Consider the following 16,939-nt stretch of genomic DNA (forward strand, 5'->3'; position numbering starts at 1 on the left):
GGGGGAAACGCCCGGTCCCATTCCGAACCCGGAAGCTAAGACCCACAGCGCCGATGGTACTGCACCCGGGAGGGTGTGGGAGAGTAGGTCACCGCCGGAACATCATTAGGTCGAGGACCCCCGAACATAAGTTCGGGGGTCCTCCCGCATTTAAACCCCCAAACCACACCTGCAGGGCACCCTCCCTCAGATCAGGAGGCCCTGCCACGCACCCTCCCTCACATCCGGTCACCTGTCGCGCCGGCCCACGCACAAGCTGCAGGAGCGTCGGCTGCTGGCCGGCAGGATCTGCGGGAGCGTCGGTAGTGCTCCCGCCATAAGTGAGGGAGCGTCGGTAGTGCGGGGCGCGGGTAAAGTTGATGCCCATGGATAACCTTTTCAGCCACGCAGCCTCTGAAGCCGCCGGGACAGCGGAGCCTGCCTCCACCGGCGAGCTCGACCCCGTGGTGTACACCGTGGTGGTGCCGGGCGCCGTCGCCCGTGCCTTTATGGGGTTCACGGAGCACACCCACCTGTGGTGGCCGCTTGAGGAGCACAGCGTCTACGGCGCAGGCTCGTACGTGGAGTTTGAGGAGAACCTGGTCCTGGAGAGCGCTGACGACGGCAGGACGGCCGTCTGGGGTTCCATTGACGACTGGCAGCCGCCGCTGTCCTTCCACGCCAGCTGGCATCCCGGCACGTCCGCCGTCTGGTCCACAGAGGTGCGGGTCGCGTTCCGGACAGTGGAGGACGGCACGGAGCTGCGCCTGGTCCACAGCGGCTGGGAAGGCGCCGAGGACCCTGCCGCGGCGCGCGCCGACTACGCGGCCGGCTGGCCCGGGGTCCTGGACCGCTTTGTCCGCTTTATGGGCGGCTCGGGAGCCTGAAACCAGGCACGCGGGCCTAGGAGAGCGGTAAATCAGCCGGCGCCGGGGCAGCCACAGCCCTGAGCCCGCCGGGGCGGCCACAGCGCAGAGCTTCACCCCTGAGCCCTAGCGCATGGTCCGGAGCAGCCCTAGCGCAGAGGCGTTGAGTCCTCGGGCGGAACGGCCGTGCTGGAGCGGATCACAAACCGCGTCGGGTATTCCGTGTCGGCATCCTCGGGGTCCCCGCCGCCGTCGAGCCGCGCCAGCAGGCGCCGCACGGCCAGCGCGCCCTGGCCGCGGGCGTCCTGGTCGATGGTGGTGAGGCCGAACACCTCGCCGAGCTCATGGCCGTCAATCCCGATCACCGAAAGATCGGACGGCACCCGGAGCCCGAAATCCCGGGCGGCAAGAATGGTGCCGATCGCCATTTCATCGGAAGCGGCGAACACCGCCGTCGGCCGTTCCACAGAACTGCCCAGCAGCTGCCTGGCGCTGTCGTACGCGCCCTGGATGGTGAAGTCGGCGGAGACCTGCCACTCTGGCCGGACCTCCAGCCCGGCGTCCTTCATGGCCTTTTTGAACCCGGCCTGGCGGGTGCCCGGCAGGCGGAAGTCCTGGTCGTACGCGGCGTCCCCGGTCATGTGGGCGATCTTGCTGTGCCCGAGCTGGATCAGGTGCCGGGCCGCGGATTCGGCGATCGCCGAATCGTTGATGCGGATGGTCGAGGCGCCGGGCAGCGGCCCGCCGATCCCGACGATGGGTCGGTGGATCGCGAGCAGCTGCTGGATCTCCGCCTCGCTGAGCTCCAGCGAGACCGCTATCACCGCATCCACGCGCTTGCGCAGCAGGAAATCGTTCAGGACGCTGTGCCGCCGGTCCTGGCCCTCGCTGACGTTGTAGAGCGTCAGGTCGTACCCGGCGTCCAGCAGCGTCGCCGAGACGCCCTCCACCACCGAGGAGAAGAACCAGCGGTGCACGGACGGAACCACCACGCCAACGTTGTGGTTCCGCCCGGAGGCCAGGCTGGACGCGTGGTAGGAGAGGACGAAGCCGAGTTCGGCCGCGGCGTTCTGCGCGCGTTCACGGCTGCGGGCGGAGACATTGCCCTTGCCGCTCAAGGCCCGCGAAACGGTGGCGATGGAGAGGCCAGCGCGCTCCGCGACGTCCTTGATGCCGGGCATTCTTAGCTCTCCGCGTCCTCGATGTAGATTTCCAGCCAAACAGTTTCCCCTGAGCCTAACCGATGCCCTGAGCCGGGCGCCGCGGATGACCCGGGGACTTCCGCGCCGGCCTCCGGGGCGCTGCGCAGCAGCACCCGCCCGGCGGGCAGGTCCAGGGGTTCCCGGCCCGCGTTCAGCAGCACCAGGGTGCTGCCGTTGACGTAGGCCAGGGACGTGTCCGTGCACCAGTCCTCCGCCCAGGCCAACGACCCTTGGCCTAGGCCCAGGTCCCGCCGTGCGGCCAGCATGCGGCGGTACAGGTTGAGGTGCGACGACGGCGACGCGGCCTGGGCGTCGCGGGCCAGTCCGGCGAAGCTCGCCGGCTGGGGAAGCCACGGTGCAGCGCCTGCGCCGAAGCCCGCGTTGGGCTCCGCAGCACGCCACGGCAGCGGCACCCGGCAGCCGTCGCGGCCCAGCCGTTCGCCTCCGGTCCGGGCGAACGTTGGGTCCTGGCGCTGGCTGTCCGGGATGTCGATGCCGTCGGGCAGGCCCAGTTCCTCGCCCTGGTACAGGTACGCGCCGCCGGGCAGGCCCAGCATAAACATCGAGGCCGCTGCGGCCCGCCTGCGGCCAAGGTCCTCGTCCGGCTGCGGGTCGCCGCTGCCGATCCCGTCGCCGTCGCGCGGTGCGTGCCCGTCGTAGCCGAACCGGGTGGCGTGCCGGACCACGTCGTGGTTGGAGAGCACCCAGGTGCTGGGGGCTCCGACGGCGTCGAGTGCCGTCAGGGACTCGGTGATGATCCCGCGCATGCGGTGGACATCCAGGCCGGCGTGCAGGTAGGGGAAATTGAAGGCCTGGTGCATTTCGTCGGGCCGCACCCAGTCCGCCAGGCGGGGGAGCGGGTCAACGTTTGCTTCGGCGCACAGGATGCGGTCCGGTCCGTATTCGGCCAGGATCTGCCGCCACCTGCGGTAGATGTCGTGCAGCGCCGGCTGGCCGAACATCGGGGCGTCGTGGCCGGGGAAGCCGTCGCAGCTGTTCCCGTCGGCGCGGCCGCCCCATTCCGGCAGGCCGGGGGCCTTCACGAGGGCATGGGCAACGTCCACCCGGAAGCCGGCCACCCCACGGTCCAGCCAGAAGCGCAGGACGCGCTCGAACTCCTGGTGGACGGCGTCGTTGTCCCAGTTGAAGTCCGGCTGGGAGGTGTCGAACAGGTGCAGGTACCACTGGCCGGGTGTTCCGTCCGGTTCGGTGATCCGGGTCCAGGCCGGGCCGCCGAAGTGGGACTCCCAGTTGTTGGGCGGCTCCTCGCCGGAGGTCCCGCGGCCGTCGCGGAAAATGAACATGTCCCGTTCCGGGCTGCCGGCAGGTGCCGCCAAAGCTGCCTGGAAGGCGACGTGCTGGTCCGAGCAGTGGTTGGGAACCAGGTCCACAATCATGCGCAGGCCAAGCCTGGTGGCTTCGGCCATCATGGCGTCAAAGTCCGCCAGGGTGCCGAACAACGGGTCGACGTCGCAGTAGTCGCTGACGTCGTAGCCGGCGTCGCGCTGCGGCGAGCGGTAGAACGGGGAGAGCCAGACGGCGTCGATCTCCAGCTCCGCCAGCTTCGGCAGCTCCGCGGTAATCCCGGCCAGATCGCCGATCCCGTCCCCGCTCAGGTCCCGGAAAGAGCGCGGATACACCTGGTAGATGACGGCGGACCGCCACCAGCCCGGGAGGTGGTCGGCGGGGTGAACCGGTGTCAGGGTGCCGGGAAAGACGCCGCCGTGCGGCAGGGCCGGATCGGCGGGGGCGAGGAGTGCTGAGTCAACGGACATGCCGGTAATCGTAAGGCCGGACCAGCGAAAATGAAAGCGCTTCCAGAAAAGACGGTCATATGCGGTTCCCTGCCCAGTCCCGGCCCTCACTCCGGGTGCTGCGCCACAATCCGCGGCCTTGCACAGAAATCCTGCTGCACCCCGCAGCCTCCGCTCCCGGGGCCGGATTCGGTCTGGATGGTTACCCGCCGGTAGAGTGACTTTGCAAACGCGGACCAAGCATGTAACTTGGAAGCGCTTGCAGCTGTGAGCCACATCACCGACGATGCCACCAGGCCCCCGGAGTCTTCACCAGAGCCCTCGGACGGAGCCTTCAGCGTGGATGCAGCATTCATGAAAGGGACACCAATGAAGGTGCAGAACACCCTCACAACCGGGACCAGCCGCCGTGTATTCACGGCCGGCGCGATCTCCGTAGTCGCCGCTCTGGCGCTGAGCGCCTGCGGCGGGGCAGCCGCCACCGCTCCGGCCACGGCCACCGCCAAGCCGGACCTCAAGGCCTCCGGGGCTAGCACCATCACCATGTGGGTCGACGCCGAGCGCTCGCCCGCATTGAAGGACATCACCGCCAAGTTCCAGGCCGACACGGGCATCGAAGTGAAGCTCGTCGTCAAGGACTTCGCAGCAGTCCGCGACGACTTCATCACCCAGGTCCCCACCGGCAAGGGCCCGGACCTGATCGTTGGCCCGCACGACTGGGTAGGCAAGTTCGTCCAGAACGGCGTCATCGCCCCGGTTGAGCTGGGCGACAAGGCCTCCGCCTTCCAGGACTCCTCCATCAAGGCCATGGCCTTCAACGGTTCTGTCTACGGCGTCCCGTACGCGATTGAGAACATCGCACTGCTCCGCAACACCGACATGGTGCCGGCAGCTGCCAAGACCTTCGACGAGGTCATCACCAACGGCAAGCAGGCCGTCGCCGACGGCAAGGCCGCCTTCCCGTTCCTGGTGGGCATGGACCCCAAGCAGGGCGATCCCTACCACCTGTACCCGCTGCAGGCCTCCATGGGTTCCCAGGTCTTCGGCAAAGCTGCCGACGGCGGTTACGATCCCAAGCAGCTCCTGATCGGCGACGCCGCCGGCGTCGAGTTCGCCAAGAAGCTGGCCGCCTGGGGTGACGCCGGCGAGAAGATCATCAACTCCAACATCACCGGTGACATTGCCAAGGAGAAGTTCCTGGCCGGCGAGTCCCCGTACTTCCTCACGGGCCCGTGGAACGTGCCGGATGTCCAGAAGAAGGGCATCAAGTTCGCTGTGGACGCGCTGCCCACCGCCGGTGACAAGCCGGCCCAGCCGTTCATCGGCGTCAACGGCTTCTTCATCAGCTCCAAGAGCGCCAACGCCCTGGCCACCAACGAGTTCGTCGCGAACTACCTCACCTCCGAGGCAGCGCAGGATTCCATGTACAAGGCCGGCGGCCGTCCGCCGGCGCTGAAGGCATCCTTCGAGAAGGCCGCCAGCGATCCCGTCGTCGAGGCCTTCGGCAAGATCGGCGCCACCGGCGTCCCGATGCCGGCCATCCCGGAAATGAGCGCCGTCTGGGCTGACTGGGGAGCCACCGAGCTGGCCCTGATCAAGGGCCAGGGCGACCCGGCCGCCGACTGGGCCAAGATGGCCGAGAGCATCAAAGCCAAAATCGCGGGCTAGTCCCCGCCCCGGTTCCTGACGGACCGCCACGTTCCGTAACGGACCGCCAGGAACCGAACCGCACCGGGCCGGGCGGCAGCAATGCCGCCCGGCCCGTTCCTGCACCGCCACCAGCTGCTCCCCAAGGACTGTAGACAGCCATGACAGACACCGAACTCCGCCAGGCCGGCACCCCAAGCGCCGCAAAGGGCACGGCAACAGCCCCTGACGGCGCCCCCGGGCGCCCGGGCAAAAAGCGCCGCTGCTTCGGCCCCGACACCACCAAGGGCACCGTCGCCAAGATCGTGTTGCTGAGCCTGGTGGACGCCCTGGCCGTCTACGTCCTGATGATGCTGTTCCTCAGCCAGTCCTGGGGTGCGCTGGCCGTCTCCTCCGCCGTCGTCCTGGCCATCAACTGGATCTACCTGCGCAAGGGCGGGCTCCCCGCGAAGTACCTGGCCCCGGGCGTCCTGTTCCTGCTGGTGTTCCAGGTGTTTGTGGTCCTGTTCAGCGGCTACATCGCCTTCACCAACTACGGCGACGGGCACAACAGCACCAAGGATGACGCGATCGCGGCCATCCAGCTCACCGCGCAGAAGCGGGTCCCCGATTCCCCGGCCTACAAGGCCGCCGTCCTCGCCAAGGACAACTCCTTCTACCTGCTCTTCACCGACCCGGACGGCAAGGCCTCGCTCGGCAACACCGAGACCCCGCTCGAGGAAGTCCCCGACGCCGGCACGGACTCCGCCGGCAAGGCCAACGCCGTGGACGGCTACCGGACGCTGACCTTCCAGGAAATCGTCGCGAACCAGCAGAGCATCCTCGCCATCACCGTCCCGGTCTCCGACGACCCGGCCGACGGGACCCTGCGCACGGCCGACGGCAGCAACGCCTACCAGTTCCAGCCGGCCCTGACCTACGACGCCGCCGCGGACACCTTCACCGACACCGAGTCCGGCGCCGTCTACCGGGACAACGGCAAGGGCGCCTTCGCGGACGCCAACGGCGAGACCCTCACCACCGGCTGGAAGATCGACGTCGGCATGGAGAACTTCGCCCGCGCCTTCACCGATCCCAGCCTGCGCGGACCGCTGTTCGGCGTCATCCTCTGGACCTTCACGTTCGCCATCGCCTCCGTGGCACTGACCTTCGCGCTCGGGCTCTTCCTGGCCATCACCTTCAACCGTGAGGACCTGCGCGGCAAGAAGGTCTACCGGATCCTCATGATCCTGCCCTACGCCTTCCCCGCGTTCCTGTCCGGGCTGGTCTGGTCCGGCATCCTCAATCCCCAGTTCGGCTGGCTCAACCAGACCCTGCTGGGCGGGGCCACCATCGGGTGGCTCACGGAGCCCACCCTGGCCAAGATCAGCGTGCTGGTGGTCAACCTCTGGCTCGGCTTCCCGTACATGTTCCTGGTCTGCACCGGCGCCCTGCAATCGCTGCCCACGGAACTGGATGAGGCAGCCCGGATGGACGGCGCCGGCCCCTGGCGGGTGTTCCGCTCCATCAAGCTGCCCCTGCTGCTGGTGTCCATCGCGCCGCTGCTGATCTCCTCGTTCGCGTTCAACTTCAACAACTTCAACGTGATCTTTATGCTCACCGGCGGCGGACCGCGGTTCGCCGACACGGACCGGGACATCGGGGCCACGGACATCCTGATCACCCTGGTGTACAAAGTGGCGTTCGGGCAGGGCACCGGCCGCGACTACGGCCTCGCCAGCGCCCTGGCCATCATCATCTTCATCATTGTGGCCACGGTTTCGGCCATCAGCTTCAAACAGACCAAAGCACTCGAGGACGTGAACTCATGAACGGGTCAGCACCAGGCACTGTCGCCACCACGCCGGCTCCGTCCGGCCCCGACGGCGGGGCACAGGCCACCGACGTCGACCGTCTCCGCGCGCTGCAGCGCCGGCGCCCGTTCGGCGTCTGGTTCAAGGACAAAGGCTGGCGGCACCTCGTCGGCATCGCCGTGACCCTCTTCGCGATCTTCCCGCTGCTCTACGTCCTGTCCGCGGCGTTCAACTCCACCGGCACACTGGTGGGCTCCAACGCCCTGTTCAGCCGGATCGACTTCGGCAACTTCACCGAGCTGTTCAACAACCCCTCGCGGCCCTATGCCCGCTGGTTCGTGAACACCATGGTGGTGGGCGTCGTGACGTCCGCGGCCACTGTGTTCCTCGGCGCCATGGCGGCGTATGCGTTCTCCCGGATGCGGTTCAAGGGCCGCCGGATCGGCCTGCTGAGCCTGCTCCTGCTGCAGATGTTCCCGCAGCTGCTGGCCGTCGTCGCGATCTTCCTGCTCCTCAGCGGCATCTCCGAGGTGATCCCGGCGCTGGGCCTGGGCAGCCAGCTGGGCCTGATCATGGTCTACCTGGGCGGCGCCCTGGGCGTGAACACCTACCTGATGTACGGGTTCTTCAACACCGTCCCGCAGTCCCTCGACGAGGCCGCCAAGATCGACGGCGCCAGCCACACGCAGATCTTCTTCGGCATCATCATGCGGCTGGTCACCCCCATCCTGGCCGTGGTGGGCCTGCTGTCCTTCATCGCCATCTCCGGCGAATTCGTGATCGCGTCCGTGGTCCTCACCGACCCGGAGAGCCAGACCCTCGCCGTCGGGCTCTACTCCTTCGTGGCGCAGCAGCGTTCCGAGAACTGGGGCGTCTTCGCCGCCGGCGCCGTGCTGGCCGCCGTGCCCGTCATGGCCCTGTTCCTCTACCTGCAGCGCTACATCGTCAGCGGCCTCACCCAAGGTTCGGTGAAGGGCTAGCCATGACGGTGCCGGGTCAGACCGGGCCGCTGCCGCACCACGACGGCTCCGCCCTGTACGCCCCGCAGCAGCCGGACCTCGGCGACGAGGCCCTGCTGCGGGTCCGGATCCCGGCCGGCTGGGGACGCGCCTCCCGGGTGTGGCTCCGCTCGATCCACGACGGCGAGCCCCGCTACGCGCCCTGCACAAACCTGGGCGAGGCGGACGGCTGGGCCTGGTGGGAGGCGGCCATGACGGTCACCAACCCGGTGGCCCGCTACCGGTTCCTGCTGGAGGTCCCGGACGGACAGGCAGGGCCCGACGACGACGACGGCGGCGCCGCCAGCGAGGCAGGCAGTGCGGGCCGCACCCGGCGCTACTGGAGCCTCAACGCCCAGGGCCTCTTCAGCCGGGACGTCTCCGACTACGCCGACTTCCGCCTGGCCACGTTCCCCTCGGCGCCGCAGTGGCTCCGCACGGGCACGATGTACCAGGTCTTTCCGGACCGGTTTGCCCGCTCCGCCGCAGCCGAGCCCGGCATAGATATCCCCGCCGGGGGCTTCCCGGAGTGGGCCGTGCCCTGCAGCTGGGACACCACCGAGGTGCAGGGCGCCGGCCCGCAGACCCCGTACCAGTTCTACGGCGGGGACCTTGGCGGCATCACCGAAAAGCTGGACCACATCCAGCAGCTCGGGGCGGACGTCATCTACCTGACGCCGTTCTTTCCCGCGCGTTCCAACCACCGCTACGACGCCTCCACCTTTGAGTCCGTGGATCCGCTCCTCGGCGGGGACCAGGCGCTGGTGGAGCTCGTCGCCGCGGCGCACGCCCGCGGCCTCAAGGTGATGGGGGACCTGACCGCCAACCACACCGGCGACGCCCACGAATGGTTCAGGCGGGCCCGCTCGGGACCCGGCTCACCTGAGGCGGGGTACTACCATTTCCACGCGGACGGCACCGGGTACGAGGCGTGGTACGGCGTAGCCTCGCTGCCCAAGCTCAACTGGACCTCGGACGCGCTCCGGGAACGGTTCGTCCTGGCGGACGACTCGCCCGTGGCGCGGTGGCTCAAACCACCGTTCAACCTGGACGGGTGGCGGATCGACGTCGGGAATATGACCGGACGGCTTGGCGCCACGGACCTCAACCAGGACGTGGCCCGGCTGATCGCGCGACGGGTCCGGGAGATCAACCCGGACGCGGCGCTGCTGGCTGAAGCCACCAACGACGCCGCACCGGACTTCACCGGTGAACACTGGCACGGTGCCATGACCTACTCCAACTTCACCCGGCCGCTGTGGTCCTGGCTGGCCGGGGACGCCGCGCACGTCAACTTCTTCGGCACCCCACTGCCCGGTCCCAACCGGACCGGCGCGGAGGACTTCCTGGCCACGCACCTGGACCTCGCGGCAGCTTTCAGCTGGGACGTCCGGCAGCAGAACATGAACGCGCTGAACAGCCACGACACCGCCCGTGCCGCCACCGTGATGATCGACGGCGGCCAGCTGCTCGGCGCCGTGCTGATGTTCACGCTGCCCGGCGTCCCCGTGGTCTTCGCGGGCGACGAGTTCGGGCTCGAGGGGTACAACGGGGAAGCGTCCCGGACTCCGATGCCGTGGAACGACCCGGGCCGGGTCCGCACCGACCTCCGGGACGATTACGCCGCGCTCGCCGACCTGCGCCGGAATCAGCCCGCACTGACCGGAGGCGGCATCCGGTGGCTGTATGCGCACGGCGACGCCATGGTGTTCATCCGGGAAACGGGCGCGGGCTCCGTGCTGGTGGCCGTGGCGCGGGCCGCGGCGGACGTGGTGCTGCCGGCCGGAGCGCTCACCGGCGCCCAGCTGGCGGCCCTTGCAGAGGCTCCGGCGTACGCCACCGGCCCCGTCGACGCCGTCCTACCGGCTGCCCGGCAGGTCAGGGCGGATGCCGCCCCGCCAGGCGCCCTGATCTGCACCCGGGGCGCCGCGGCCGCCGTCTGGGTGCTCCCCGGCACCCTGCGGCCGCAGTCGGGCGCCGGCGGCGCCTGACCGGCCGGATGCGGGCCATAGACTGAAACCCGGATTCGAACGAACGGGAGACCCCATGAGCATCATTGACGAGCTCACCTCTGCCCTGGGCGCGGCGAAGGTCGCCCTGGACGCCCCCACGCTGGCCGCCTACGCCGTGGACCAGGCCCCGGTGCTGGATTACCAGCTGCCGCAGGCCGTGGTCCGGGCCGAAACGGTGGAGGAAGTCCAGGCCGTGGTCCGTGCCTGCGCGGCCCACGGCGTCCCGATCGTGGCCCGCGGCGCCGGGACAGGTGTCTCCGGCGGCGCGCACGCGAGCCAGGGCTGCATCGTGCTGAGCCTGGAACGGATGAACCGCATCCTGGACCTCAGCCCGGATGACGAGACGGCCGTCGTCGAGCCCGGCGTCATCAACGCCGACCTTAACGCTGCTGCCGCCGTCCACGGGCTGATGTACGCCCCGGACCCGGCCAGCTTCAAGGTCTCCACCATTGGCGGCAACGTGGCCACCAATGCGGGGGGACTGCGCTGCGCCAAGTACGGGGTGACCCGGGACTCGGTGCTGGCCCTCGACGTGGTGCTGGCTGACGGTTCGCTCATCCACACCGGCCACCAGACGTTCAAGGGCGTCGCCGGGTACGACCTCACCGCACTGTTCACCGGCTCCGAGGGAACCCTCGGAATCGTCGTCGGCATCACCGTCCGGCTCAAGTACCTGCCGCAGGACGTGCACACGGTGGCCGCGTTCTACCCGGACTTCCGCAGCGCAGCGGCGGGCGTCCTGGCCGTCGGCAAGGCGCGGGTGCAGCCGGCCATCATGGAGCTCCTGGACAGCGGCACCCTGGCCCAGCTCGATGCGATCCACGGCTCCGACCTCGCCGCCAGGGGGCAGTCACTGCTGCTGATCCAGACCGACGGCTTCGGCGCGGCGGCCGAGGCAGCGGCGATCCGCCCGGTCCTGGCAGCGGGCGGCGCGGTGGTGACCATGGAGGCCAGCGCTGAGGCGGAGCAGCTCGTGGAGCTGCGGCGCAACAGCCGGGGAGTGGAGGTCGACGACGAATACCGGGTGGGTGAGGACGTGGCCGTCCCGCGTTCCCGGATGGTGGACTACGTCGCGGAGCTGGAGGCCATGGCGGCCGCGTACGGGGTCAGCCTCAAGGTGGTGGCGCACGCCGGCGACGGGAACCTGCACCCCACGTTCTGGGTGGACCGGGCCGACGCCGCTGCGGACACGGACGCGATGGAGCGGCTGGGCGCTGCCTTGGACAAGTCCATCACCGTGGCCCTGGCGATGGGCGGCACCATCACCGGGGAGCACGGGATCGGGCAGTTCAAGCTGCGCTGGCTGGGGCTCGAGCAGAAGGAACCCGTGCGCGAACTGCAGCGCCGGATCAAGGAACTCTTCGACCCGGCCGGCATCCTGAACCCCGGCAAGGCGATTTAGCCCGCTGACGTAGCCCAGCTGCGCTGGATCTAGTCGTCGGCGTCCGGGTACTCCTCGATGGACTCGTCCGCGCCGTAGCGGGATTCCTCATTCTCCACTTCGAGGATCTTGAGCATGCCCGTGTCCGGATTCAGCATGATCGCCGCCTCGTCCCGCCGGTGGCGGAGCTCGGAGTCGATGTAGGACTGCACGGCCTCGGCCAGCGGGATGTGCCGGTTCTCCTTCTCCGACATGTACCAGCGGTGCTCCAGGATCTCGTGCACGGCTTCCGCCGGCTCCAGCTTCCCGGACAGGTCGCGGGGGATGGACCGGACCACGGGTTCGAAGATCTGGCTGACCCACAGGTGGGCGCTGTATTCCTCGTCCATGCCGGGATTGTTGTCCGCGCGGAAGGAGTCCATGTCGTTCAGGAGCCGGCGGGCCTGGTTCTCCTGCGCGTCGAGCCCGGTGAGGCGCAACAACCGCCGCTGGTGGTGGCCGGCGTCCACCACCTTGGGCTGCAGCTGGATGGTGGAACCGTTCTGGGTAGTCTTGATGGCGTATTCCTCGACGTCGAACCCCAGTTCGTTGAGCCGCCGGATGCGGGCTGCCACACGCCAGCGCTCGCCGATTTCGAACGATTCCTTCTCGGTCAGCTCGGTCCAGAGGCGCCGGTAGCTGTCCATGATGAGCTCGCTCGTGGCCACGGGGTCCACTTTTTCCTCGATGAGGCCGCCGTCGAGGAGGTCCATCAGTTCACCGGCGATGTTGACCCGGGCGATTTCCAGGTCATATTCGCGCTGGCCCGTGGAGAGATCGGGATACAGCTCACCGGTTTCCGCGTCCACGAGGTAGGCGGCGAACGCGCCGGCGTCGCGCCGGAACAGGGTGTTGGACAGCGACACGTCGCCCCAGTAGAAGCCGATCAGGTGCAACCGGACCAGCAGCAGGGCCTGGGCATCGATCAGCCGGGTGAGCGTGTCCTTGCGCAGCATCTGCGAGAAGAGGGCACGGTACGGCATGGAGAACTTCAGGTGCCGGGTGACCAACACGGGGTTCAGCGGCCGGCCGTCCGGCGTGGTGCGGCCCGTGATGACGGCCACCGGTTCCACGCAGGGAACGTCCAGCCGGGCGAGCTTGCGGAGCATGTGGTACTCGTGGCGGGCCACGTGCTCGGAGGTTTCCTTGATGGCGATCACCGAGCCGCCCAGGTGGGCGAAGCGCACAATGTGCCGGGAGATGCCGCGGGGGAGCGCGGCGAGGTACTCCGCCGGCCAGTCCTCGAGGGCGATGTGCCACGGGAGGTCCAGGAGCTCCGGCTCGGTGGCGGCGGCCGTGATGCTCAGGGAACTGGACGCCATGGACTTGCTGTCATTGGCGCTGGCGGCTTCGAACCGGGGCAGTTTGCCGATCTGACCGTAGTCGGTGGGTTCGTCGTGCCAGTGGGCGCCGTTGTCCTCGGTGCTGGAGTTTCGCTCGGTCATAAACCAATTCTTCCGTACTCAGGGCGGCGGCCCTAACGAAGAGGTGCTGCAGGGCAGGTTTAACGCCCGACGGCGGCCCTCCAAAGGGGAGGACCGCCGTCGGATCTAACCAGGGCCCACGCCGGCAGGGTTCCCTGGCCGAAGCGGAGCGAGGTTAGGGTGCCGGTGGGGATCAGTCGCCGAGGCGCAGGCCCGTCTTGGTGTCGAACAGGTGAACGTGGCCGGACTGCGGGCGGACGTAGATGGACTCGCCCTTCATCGGGGGGCGGCGGCCGTCGACGCGTGCCACGATGTCGTGGCTCTTGCCGTCCAGCGTGGTGTGGCCGTAGACGTAGGCGTCGGCGCCGAGTTCCTCGACGACGTCGACCTCAACCTGGAGGCCTTCGCCCTGCGGTGCGGTCTCGAGGTCTTCCGGGCGGGAGCCGACGGTGACGGTCTGGCCGTGGGCCTCTTCGAGGACGTCGCGCGGCACGGGGTACACGGTGCCGCCGAACTGGACGCCGCCGTCGACGACGGGGAGTTCCAGCAGGTTCATCGCGGGGGAGCCGATGAAGCCGGCAACGAAGACGTTCTTCGGCTTGTCGTAGAGGTTGCGCGGGGTGTCGACCTGCATCAGCAGGCCGTCCTTCAGCACGGCAACGCGGTCGCCCATGGTCATGGCCTCGACCTGGTCGTGGGTCACGTAGACCGTGGTGACGCCGAGGCGGCGGGTCAGGGAGGCGATCTGCGTACGGGTCTGCACGCGGAGCTTGGCGTCCAGGTTGGACAGCGGCTCGTCCATGAGGAAGACCTGCGGGTTACGCACGATCGCGCGGCCCATGGCAACACGCTGGCGCTGGCCGCCGGAGAGGGCCTTCGGCTTGCGGTCGAGGTAGGGCTCAAGGTCCAGGAGCTTCGCGGCTTCCCGGACGCGCTCGGCGCGCTCTTCCTTGCTGACGCCGGCGATCTTCAGGGCGAAGCCCATGTTGTCGGCGACGGTCATGTGCGGGTACAGCGCGTAGTTCTGGAAGACCATGGCGATGTCGCGGTCCTTGGGCGGAACGTCGGTGACGTCGCGGTCGCCGATCAGGATGCGACCGGCGTTGACGTCCTCAAGACCTGCGAGCATACGCAGGGAGGTCGACTTGCCGCAGCCGGAGGGTCCAACGAGGACCAGGAACTCGCCGTCGGCGATTTCAATGTTGAGCTTGTCAACAGCGGGCTTTTCCGTGCCCGGGTACAGACGTGTTGCGTTATCAAAAGTAACTGTAGCCACAGTTATCAATCCCTTCACCGGCAGGTACGTGCCGGACGATCCGTTGTGAATGGTCTTTTTATTCGATTGTTAATTCAGTTGTCAGCACCTGGTCGTGCGCATACTCCCCGGCGGAGGCCGAGGAGTATCCAATGACGCCGCACGGTACTTGTGCGCCACATCACAACCCAGAGTATGTCAGATTTTTCCTAAATGGGCCAAAAAGTTACGGATGTCACATGTGATTCGGCCGACTTTGGGTGCCGGGTGCGCTAGGGGTCACAGGCCAAGGGCGCGCTTCCGTTCCCGCAGAAGGGCCTCCAGCAGCTCGGCGACGTAGACCGGAGCCTCCACGCGGAACTGGGCCTGGGTGAAGTCCAGCCCCACCTTTACGCCGAGGTCTCCGGGCAGCAACCGGGCCAAGGCGTCCTCGTCGGTGGTGTCGTCGCCGGCGAAGATGGTGGCCGTGGCGCCGGTGGCCTGGCGCAGGAAGGACACGCCCTCGCCCTTGGAGGCATGCACCACGGAGGTCTCCAGCACCCGGTTCCCGCTCTTCAGGTAAACACCCGGCCGGTCCTGCAGGACGGCGCGGGCCGCGGCGACGGCGTCGGCCGCGACGTCGTCCGCGGCAAGGCGGGTGTGGAGGACGACGCCGGCCGGCTTGTCCTCGAGCAGGGTGCCCGGAGCCACCTCGACGATGCCCTCGAGCTCACGCCGGACGTCGGCGAGGAGTTCCCGGCGTTCGTCGTCGAGCTCCAACTTCGCGGACCCGGGGCCCATCCAGACCTCCGCGCCGTGGCTGCCGATCAGCAGGGTCTTCTCCGGGGGAAACGCGACCGCCCGCAGGCTGTCGAGGGCGCGGCCCGAGATGAGCGCCGTCGTCGTCCGCGGCAGTTCGGTAAGGGCGGCGAAGGCCGCTGCCGAGCGGGGGAGGGAGCGGGCATCCGCCGCGTGGTCCACCAGCGGCGCCATGGTGCCGTCAAAGTCCATCGCGACCAGCAGGTGTTCGGTGCCCGCGATCCGCCGGACGGCGTCCAGCAGCTCGGGGGAGAGCGACAGCGGGGTCTGCTCCTGTGCGGGGTCAGGAGTCATCGCGGACAACCTTTTCCTTCAGGGCGTTCAGGAAATCCGAGGACCAGAGGTCGACGTCGTGGTCCAGGATCTGCTTGCGCATGGCCCGCATCCGGCGGGCAGCCTCGGCAGGCTGCATGTCCACGGCCCTCATGATGGTGTCCTTGAGGCCGTCGATGTCGTGCGGGTTCATCAGCAGGGCCTGCTTGAGCTGGTCCGCGGCGCCGGCGAATTCGCTCAGCACCAGGGCGCCGTCGTTCTTGGTCCGGGCGGTGACGTATTCCTTGGCCACCAGGTTCATCCCGTCCCGCAGGGCGGTGACGAGCATAACGTCCGCCGCCAGGTAGAGCGCCACCATCTCCTCGATGGGGTAGCTGTGGTGCAGGTAGCGGACCGCCGTGTTCTGCATGGTGTCGTAGGTGCCGTTGATGTGCCCCACGGTGCCTTCGACTTCCTCGCGCAGCAGCCGGTACTGCTCCACACGCTCCCGGCTGGGGCTGGCCACCTGGATCAGGGTGGCGCCTTCCACCGTCACCTTGCCGTCCGCCAGCAGTTCCTCGTAGGCCTTGAGCCGGTGCCGGATGCCCTTGGTGTAGTCGAGTCGGTCGACGCCGAGGAGGATGGTCTTGGGGTTGCCGAGGTCCCGGCGGATCTGCTGGGCGCGCTCGATGATCTCGGGCTTCTGCGCAAGCTCGCTGATCTGCTTGACGTCAATGGAGATGGGAAATGCCTGCGCGCGGGCAATATGGGTGGTTTGGCCGTCGCTGCCCTTGACGTGGACCTGCTGCTGCTTGACGCTGGCGCCGAGGAAGCGGCGGGCGGAGCGCATGAAGTTGCCGGCGTCACTGCTGCGCTGGAAGCCCACCAGGTCCGCCCCGAGCAGCCCGTCGATGATGGCACGGCGCCACGGCAGCTGGGCGAAAATCTCCGGCGGCGGGAAGGGGATGTGGTTGAAGAAGCCGATCTTCAGGTCCGGCCGCGCCTCGCGCAGCATTTTGGGGACGAGCTGCAGCTGGTAGTCCTGCACCCAGACGGTCGCCCCGGCGGCGGCATGGTGGATGACGGCGTCCGCGAACCGGCGGTTGACCTTGCGGTACGAATCCCACCACTTTCGGTGGAACTCCGGCGGGGCAATCACATCGTGGTAGAGCGGCCACAGGGTGGCGTTGGAGAAGCCCTCGTAGAAGAGTTCGATGTCGTGCGTGCTCAGCTGGACCGGCACCAGGTCGATGCCGCCGTGGCTGAACGGCTGAAGGTGCTCGTCCGGGGCGCCGTGCCAGCCCACCCAGGCGCCGTCGGTCTTGGCCATCATGGGCGCGAGGGCCGTGACCAGTCCGCCGGGGGAGCGGCGCCAGCCGTCCTCGCAACCCGGCTCGTCCGGGGAGCAGCGGTCCACCGGCAGGCGGTTGGACACCACCATAAAGTCATACTGCGCGTCGGGATCGGTACCGTCCGTGCCGTGCGCAGCTGTGCTGTGCGCGGACTCTCCTGCGGATTCGTCCGCTGATTCCAGACGTG

12 protein-coding genes and 1 rRNA gene are annotated in these 16,939 nt (G+C 68.4%); 7 read left to right on the top strand and 6 right to left on the bottom strand.

The window, feature by feature from the left end; genetic code table 11:
- Positions 1 to 90, top strand: a 5S ribosomal RNA gene (rrf, locus tag AR539_RS19895).
- A gap of 275 nt (positions 91 to 365) precedes the next feature.
- Positions 366 to 866 (top strand): SRPBCC domain-containing protein, encoded by a 501-nt coding sequence (locus AR539_RS05865; protein WP_066433533.1) that lies wholly within the window; start codon positions 366 to 368, stop codon positions 864 to 866.
- Positions 867 to 994: 128 nt separating this feature from the next.
- Here the strand turns inward: AR539_RS05865 and AR539_RS05870 are convergent, their stop codons facing one another.
- Entirely contained in the window at positions 995 to 2,026 is a 1,032-nt protein-coding gene (locus tag AR539_RS05870) for a LacI family DNA-binding transcriptional regulator (RefSeq protein WP_066433536.1), read from the bottom strand.
- A 2-nt stretch (positions 2,027 to 2,028) separates the two neighbouring features.
- Entirely contained in the window at positions 2,029 to 3,822 is a 1,794-nt protein-coding gene (locus tag AR539_RS05875; RefSeq protein ID WP_082699213.1) for a glycoside hydrolase family 13 protein, read from the bottom strand.
- A 348-nt stretch (positions 3,823 to 4,170) separates the two neighbouring features.
- Here AR539_RS05875 and AR539_RS05880 point away from each other — a divergent pair, with 348 nt between their 5' ends.
- From AR539_RS05880 to AR539_RS05900, 5 genes are all read left to right on the top strand, one after another.
- Positions 4,171 to 5,469, top strand: a complete 1,299-nt coding sequence (locus AR539_RS05880) for a sugar ABC transporter substrate-binding protein (protein WP_066433539.1) — start codon at positions 4,171 to 4,173, stop codon at positions 5,467 to 5,469.
- A 140-nt stretch (positions 5,470 to 5,609) separates the two neighbouring features.
- Positions 5,610 to 7,259, top strand: coding sequence for an ABC transporter permease subunit (locus AR539_RS05885; RefSeq protein ID WP_066433546.1), 1,650 nt, complete (start codon positions 5,610 to 5,612; stop codon positions 7,257 to 7,259).
- Complete coding sequence (locus tag AR539_RS05890; RefSeq protein WP_082699214.1) at positions 7,256 to 8,221, top strand: sugar ABC transporter permease; 966 nt, start codon at positions 7,256 to 7,258, stop codon at positions 8,219 to 8,221. The genes AR539_RS05885 and AR539_RS05890 overlap by 4 nt, the downstream gene beginning before the upstream one ends.
- A 2-nt stretch (positions 8,222 to 8,223) precedes the next feature.
- On the top strand, positions 8,224 to 10,230 hold the full coding sequence (locus AR539_RS05895; RefSeq protein WP_066433547.1) for a glycoside hydrolase family 13 protein: 2,007 nt from the start codon (positions 8,224 to 8,226) through the stop codon (positions 10,228 to 10,230).
- Between the two features lie 55 nt (positions 10,231 to 10,285).
- The gene (locus AR539_RS05900) at positions 10,286 to 11,653 is read left to right on the top strand and encodes an FAD-binding oxidoreductase (protein WP_066433552.1); all 1,368 of its coding nucleotides are present in this window, start codon (positions 10,286 to 10,288) and stop codon (positions 11,651 to 11,653) included.
- Between the two features lie 29 nt (positions 11,654 to 11,682).
- Here AR539_RS05900 and AR539_RS05905 read toward each other — a convergent pair whose 3' ends face one another.
- The 4 genes from AR539_RS05905 to AR539_RS05920 all read right to left on the bottom strand — a co-directional run bounded on the left by AR539_RS05905 (position 11,683) and on the right by AR539_RS05920 (position 16,841).
- Positions 11,683 to 13,116: a DUF4032 domain-containing protein gene (locus AR539_RS05905; protein ID WP_066433553.1), complete on the bottom strand. Its 1,434-nt coding sequence runs from the start codon at positions 13,114 to 13,116 to the stop codon at positions 11,683 to 11,685.
- Positions 13,117 to 13,288: 172 nt separating this feature from the next.
- A complete protein-coding gene (locus tag AR539_RS05910; protein ID WP_066433555.1) occupies positions 13,289 to 14,371 on the bottom strand; it encodes an ABC transporter ATP-binding protein in 1,083 nt (360 codons plus the stop codon).
- 258 nt (positions 14,372 to 14,629) lie between these two features.
- Entirely contained in the window at positions 14,630 to 15,442 is an 813-nt protein-coding gene (otsB, locus tag AR539_RS05915; protein WP_066433557.1) for a trehalose-phosphatase, read from the bottom strand.
- Positions 15,432 to 16,841, bottom strand: a complete 1,410-nt coding sequence (locus tag AR539_RS05920; RefSeq protein WP_157360981.1) for an alpha,alpha-trehalose-phosphate synthase (UDP-forming) — start codon at positions 16,839 to 16,841, stop codon at positions 15,432 to 15,434. The genes otsB and AR539_RS05920 overlap by 11 nt, the downstream gene beginning before the upstream one ends.
- Between the last annotated feature and the right edge of the window lie 98 nt (positions 16,842 to 16,939).

Source organism: Arthrobacter sp. EPSL27 (genome assembly GCF_001512305.1).
In the GTDB taxonomy this organism is placed as follows: domain Bacteria; phylum Actinomycetota; class Actinomycetes; order Actinomycetales; family Micrococcaceae; genus Arthrobacter.

Coding starts and splice junctions, on each gene's coding strand:
- AR539_RS05865 (WP_066433533.1), top strand. CDS start 366: ATGGATAACCTTTTCAGCCACGCAGCCTCTGAAGCCGCCGGGACAGCG.
- AR539_RS05870 (WP_066433536.1), bottom strand. CDS start 2,026: ATGCCCGGCATCAAGGACGTCGCGGAGCGCGCTGGCCTCTCCATCGCC.
- AR539_RS05875 (WP_082699213.1), bottom strand. CDS start 3,822: ATGTCCGTTGACTCAGCACTCCTCGCCCCCGCCGATCCGGCCCTGCCG.
- AR539_RS05880 (WP_066433539.1), top strand. CDS start 4,171: ATGAAGGTGCAGAACACCCTCACAACCGGGACCAGCCGCCGTGTATTC.
- AR539_RS05885 (WP_066433546.1), top strand. CDS start 5,610: ATGACAGACACCGAACTCCGCCAGGCCGGCACCCCAAGCGCCGCAAAG.
- AR539_RS05890 (WP_082699214.1), top strand. CDS start 7,256: ATGAACGGGTCAGCACCAGGCACTGTCGCCACCACGCCGGCTCCGTCC.
- AR539_RS05895 (WP_066433547.1), top strand. CDS start 8,224: ATGACGGTGCCGGGTCAGACCGGGCCGCTGCCGCACCACGACGGCTCC.
- AR539_RS05900 (WP_066433552.1), top strand. CDS start 10,286: ATGAGCATCATTGACGAGCTCACCTCTGCCCTGGGCGCGGCGAAGGTC.
- AR539_RS05905 (WP_066433553.1), bottom strand. CDS start 13,116: ATGACCGAGCGAAACTCCAGCACCGAGGACAACGGCGCCCACTGGCAC.
- otsB (WP_066433557.1), bottom strand. CDS start 15,442: ATGACTCCTGACCCCGCACAGGAGCAGACCCCGCTGTCGCTCTCCCCC.
- AR539_RS05920 (WP_157360981.1), bottom strand. CDS start 16,841: ATGGTGGTGTCCAACCGCCTGCCGGTGGACCGCTGCTCCCCGGACGAG.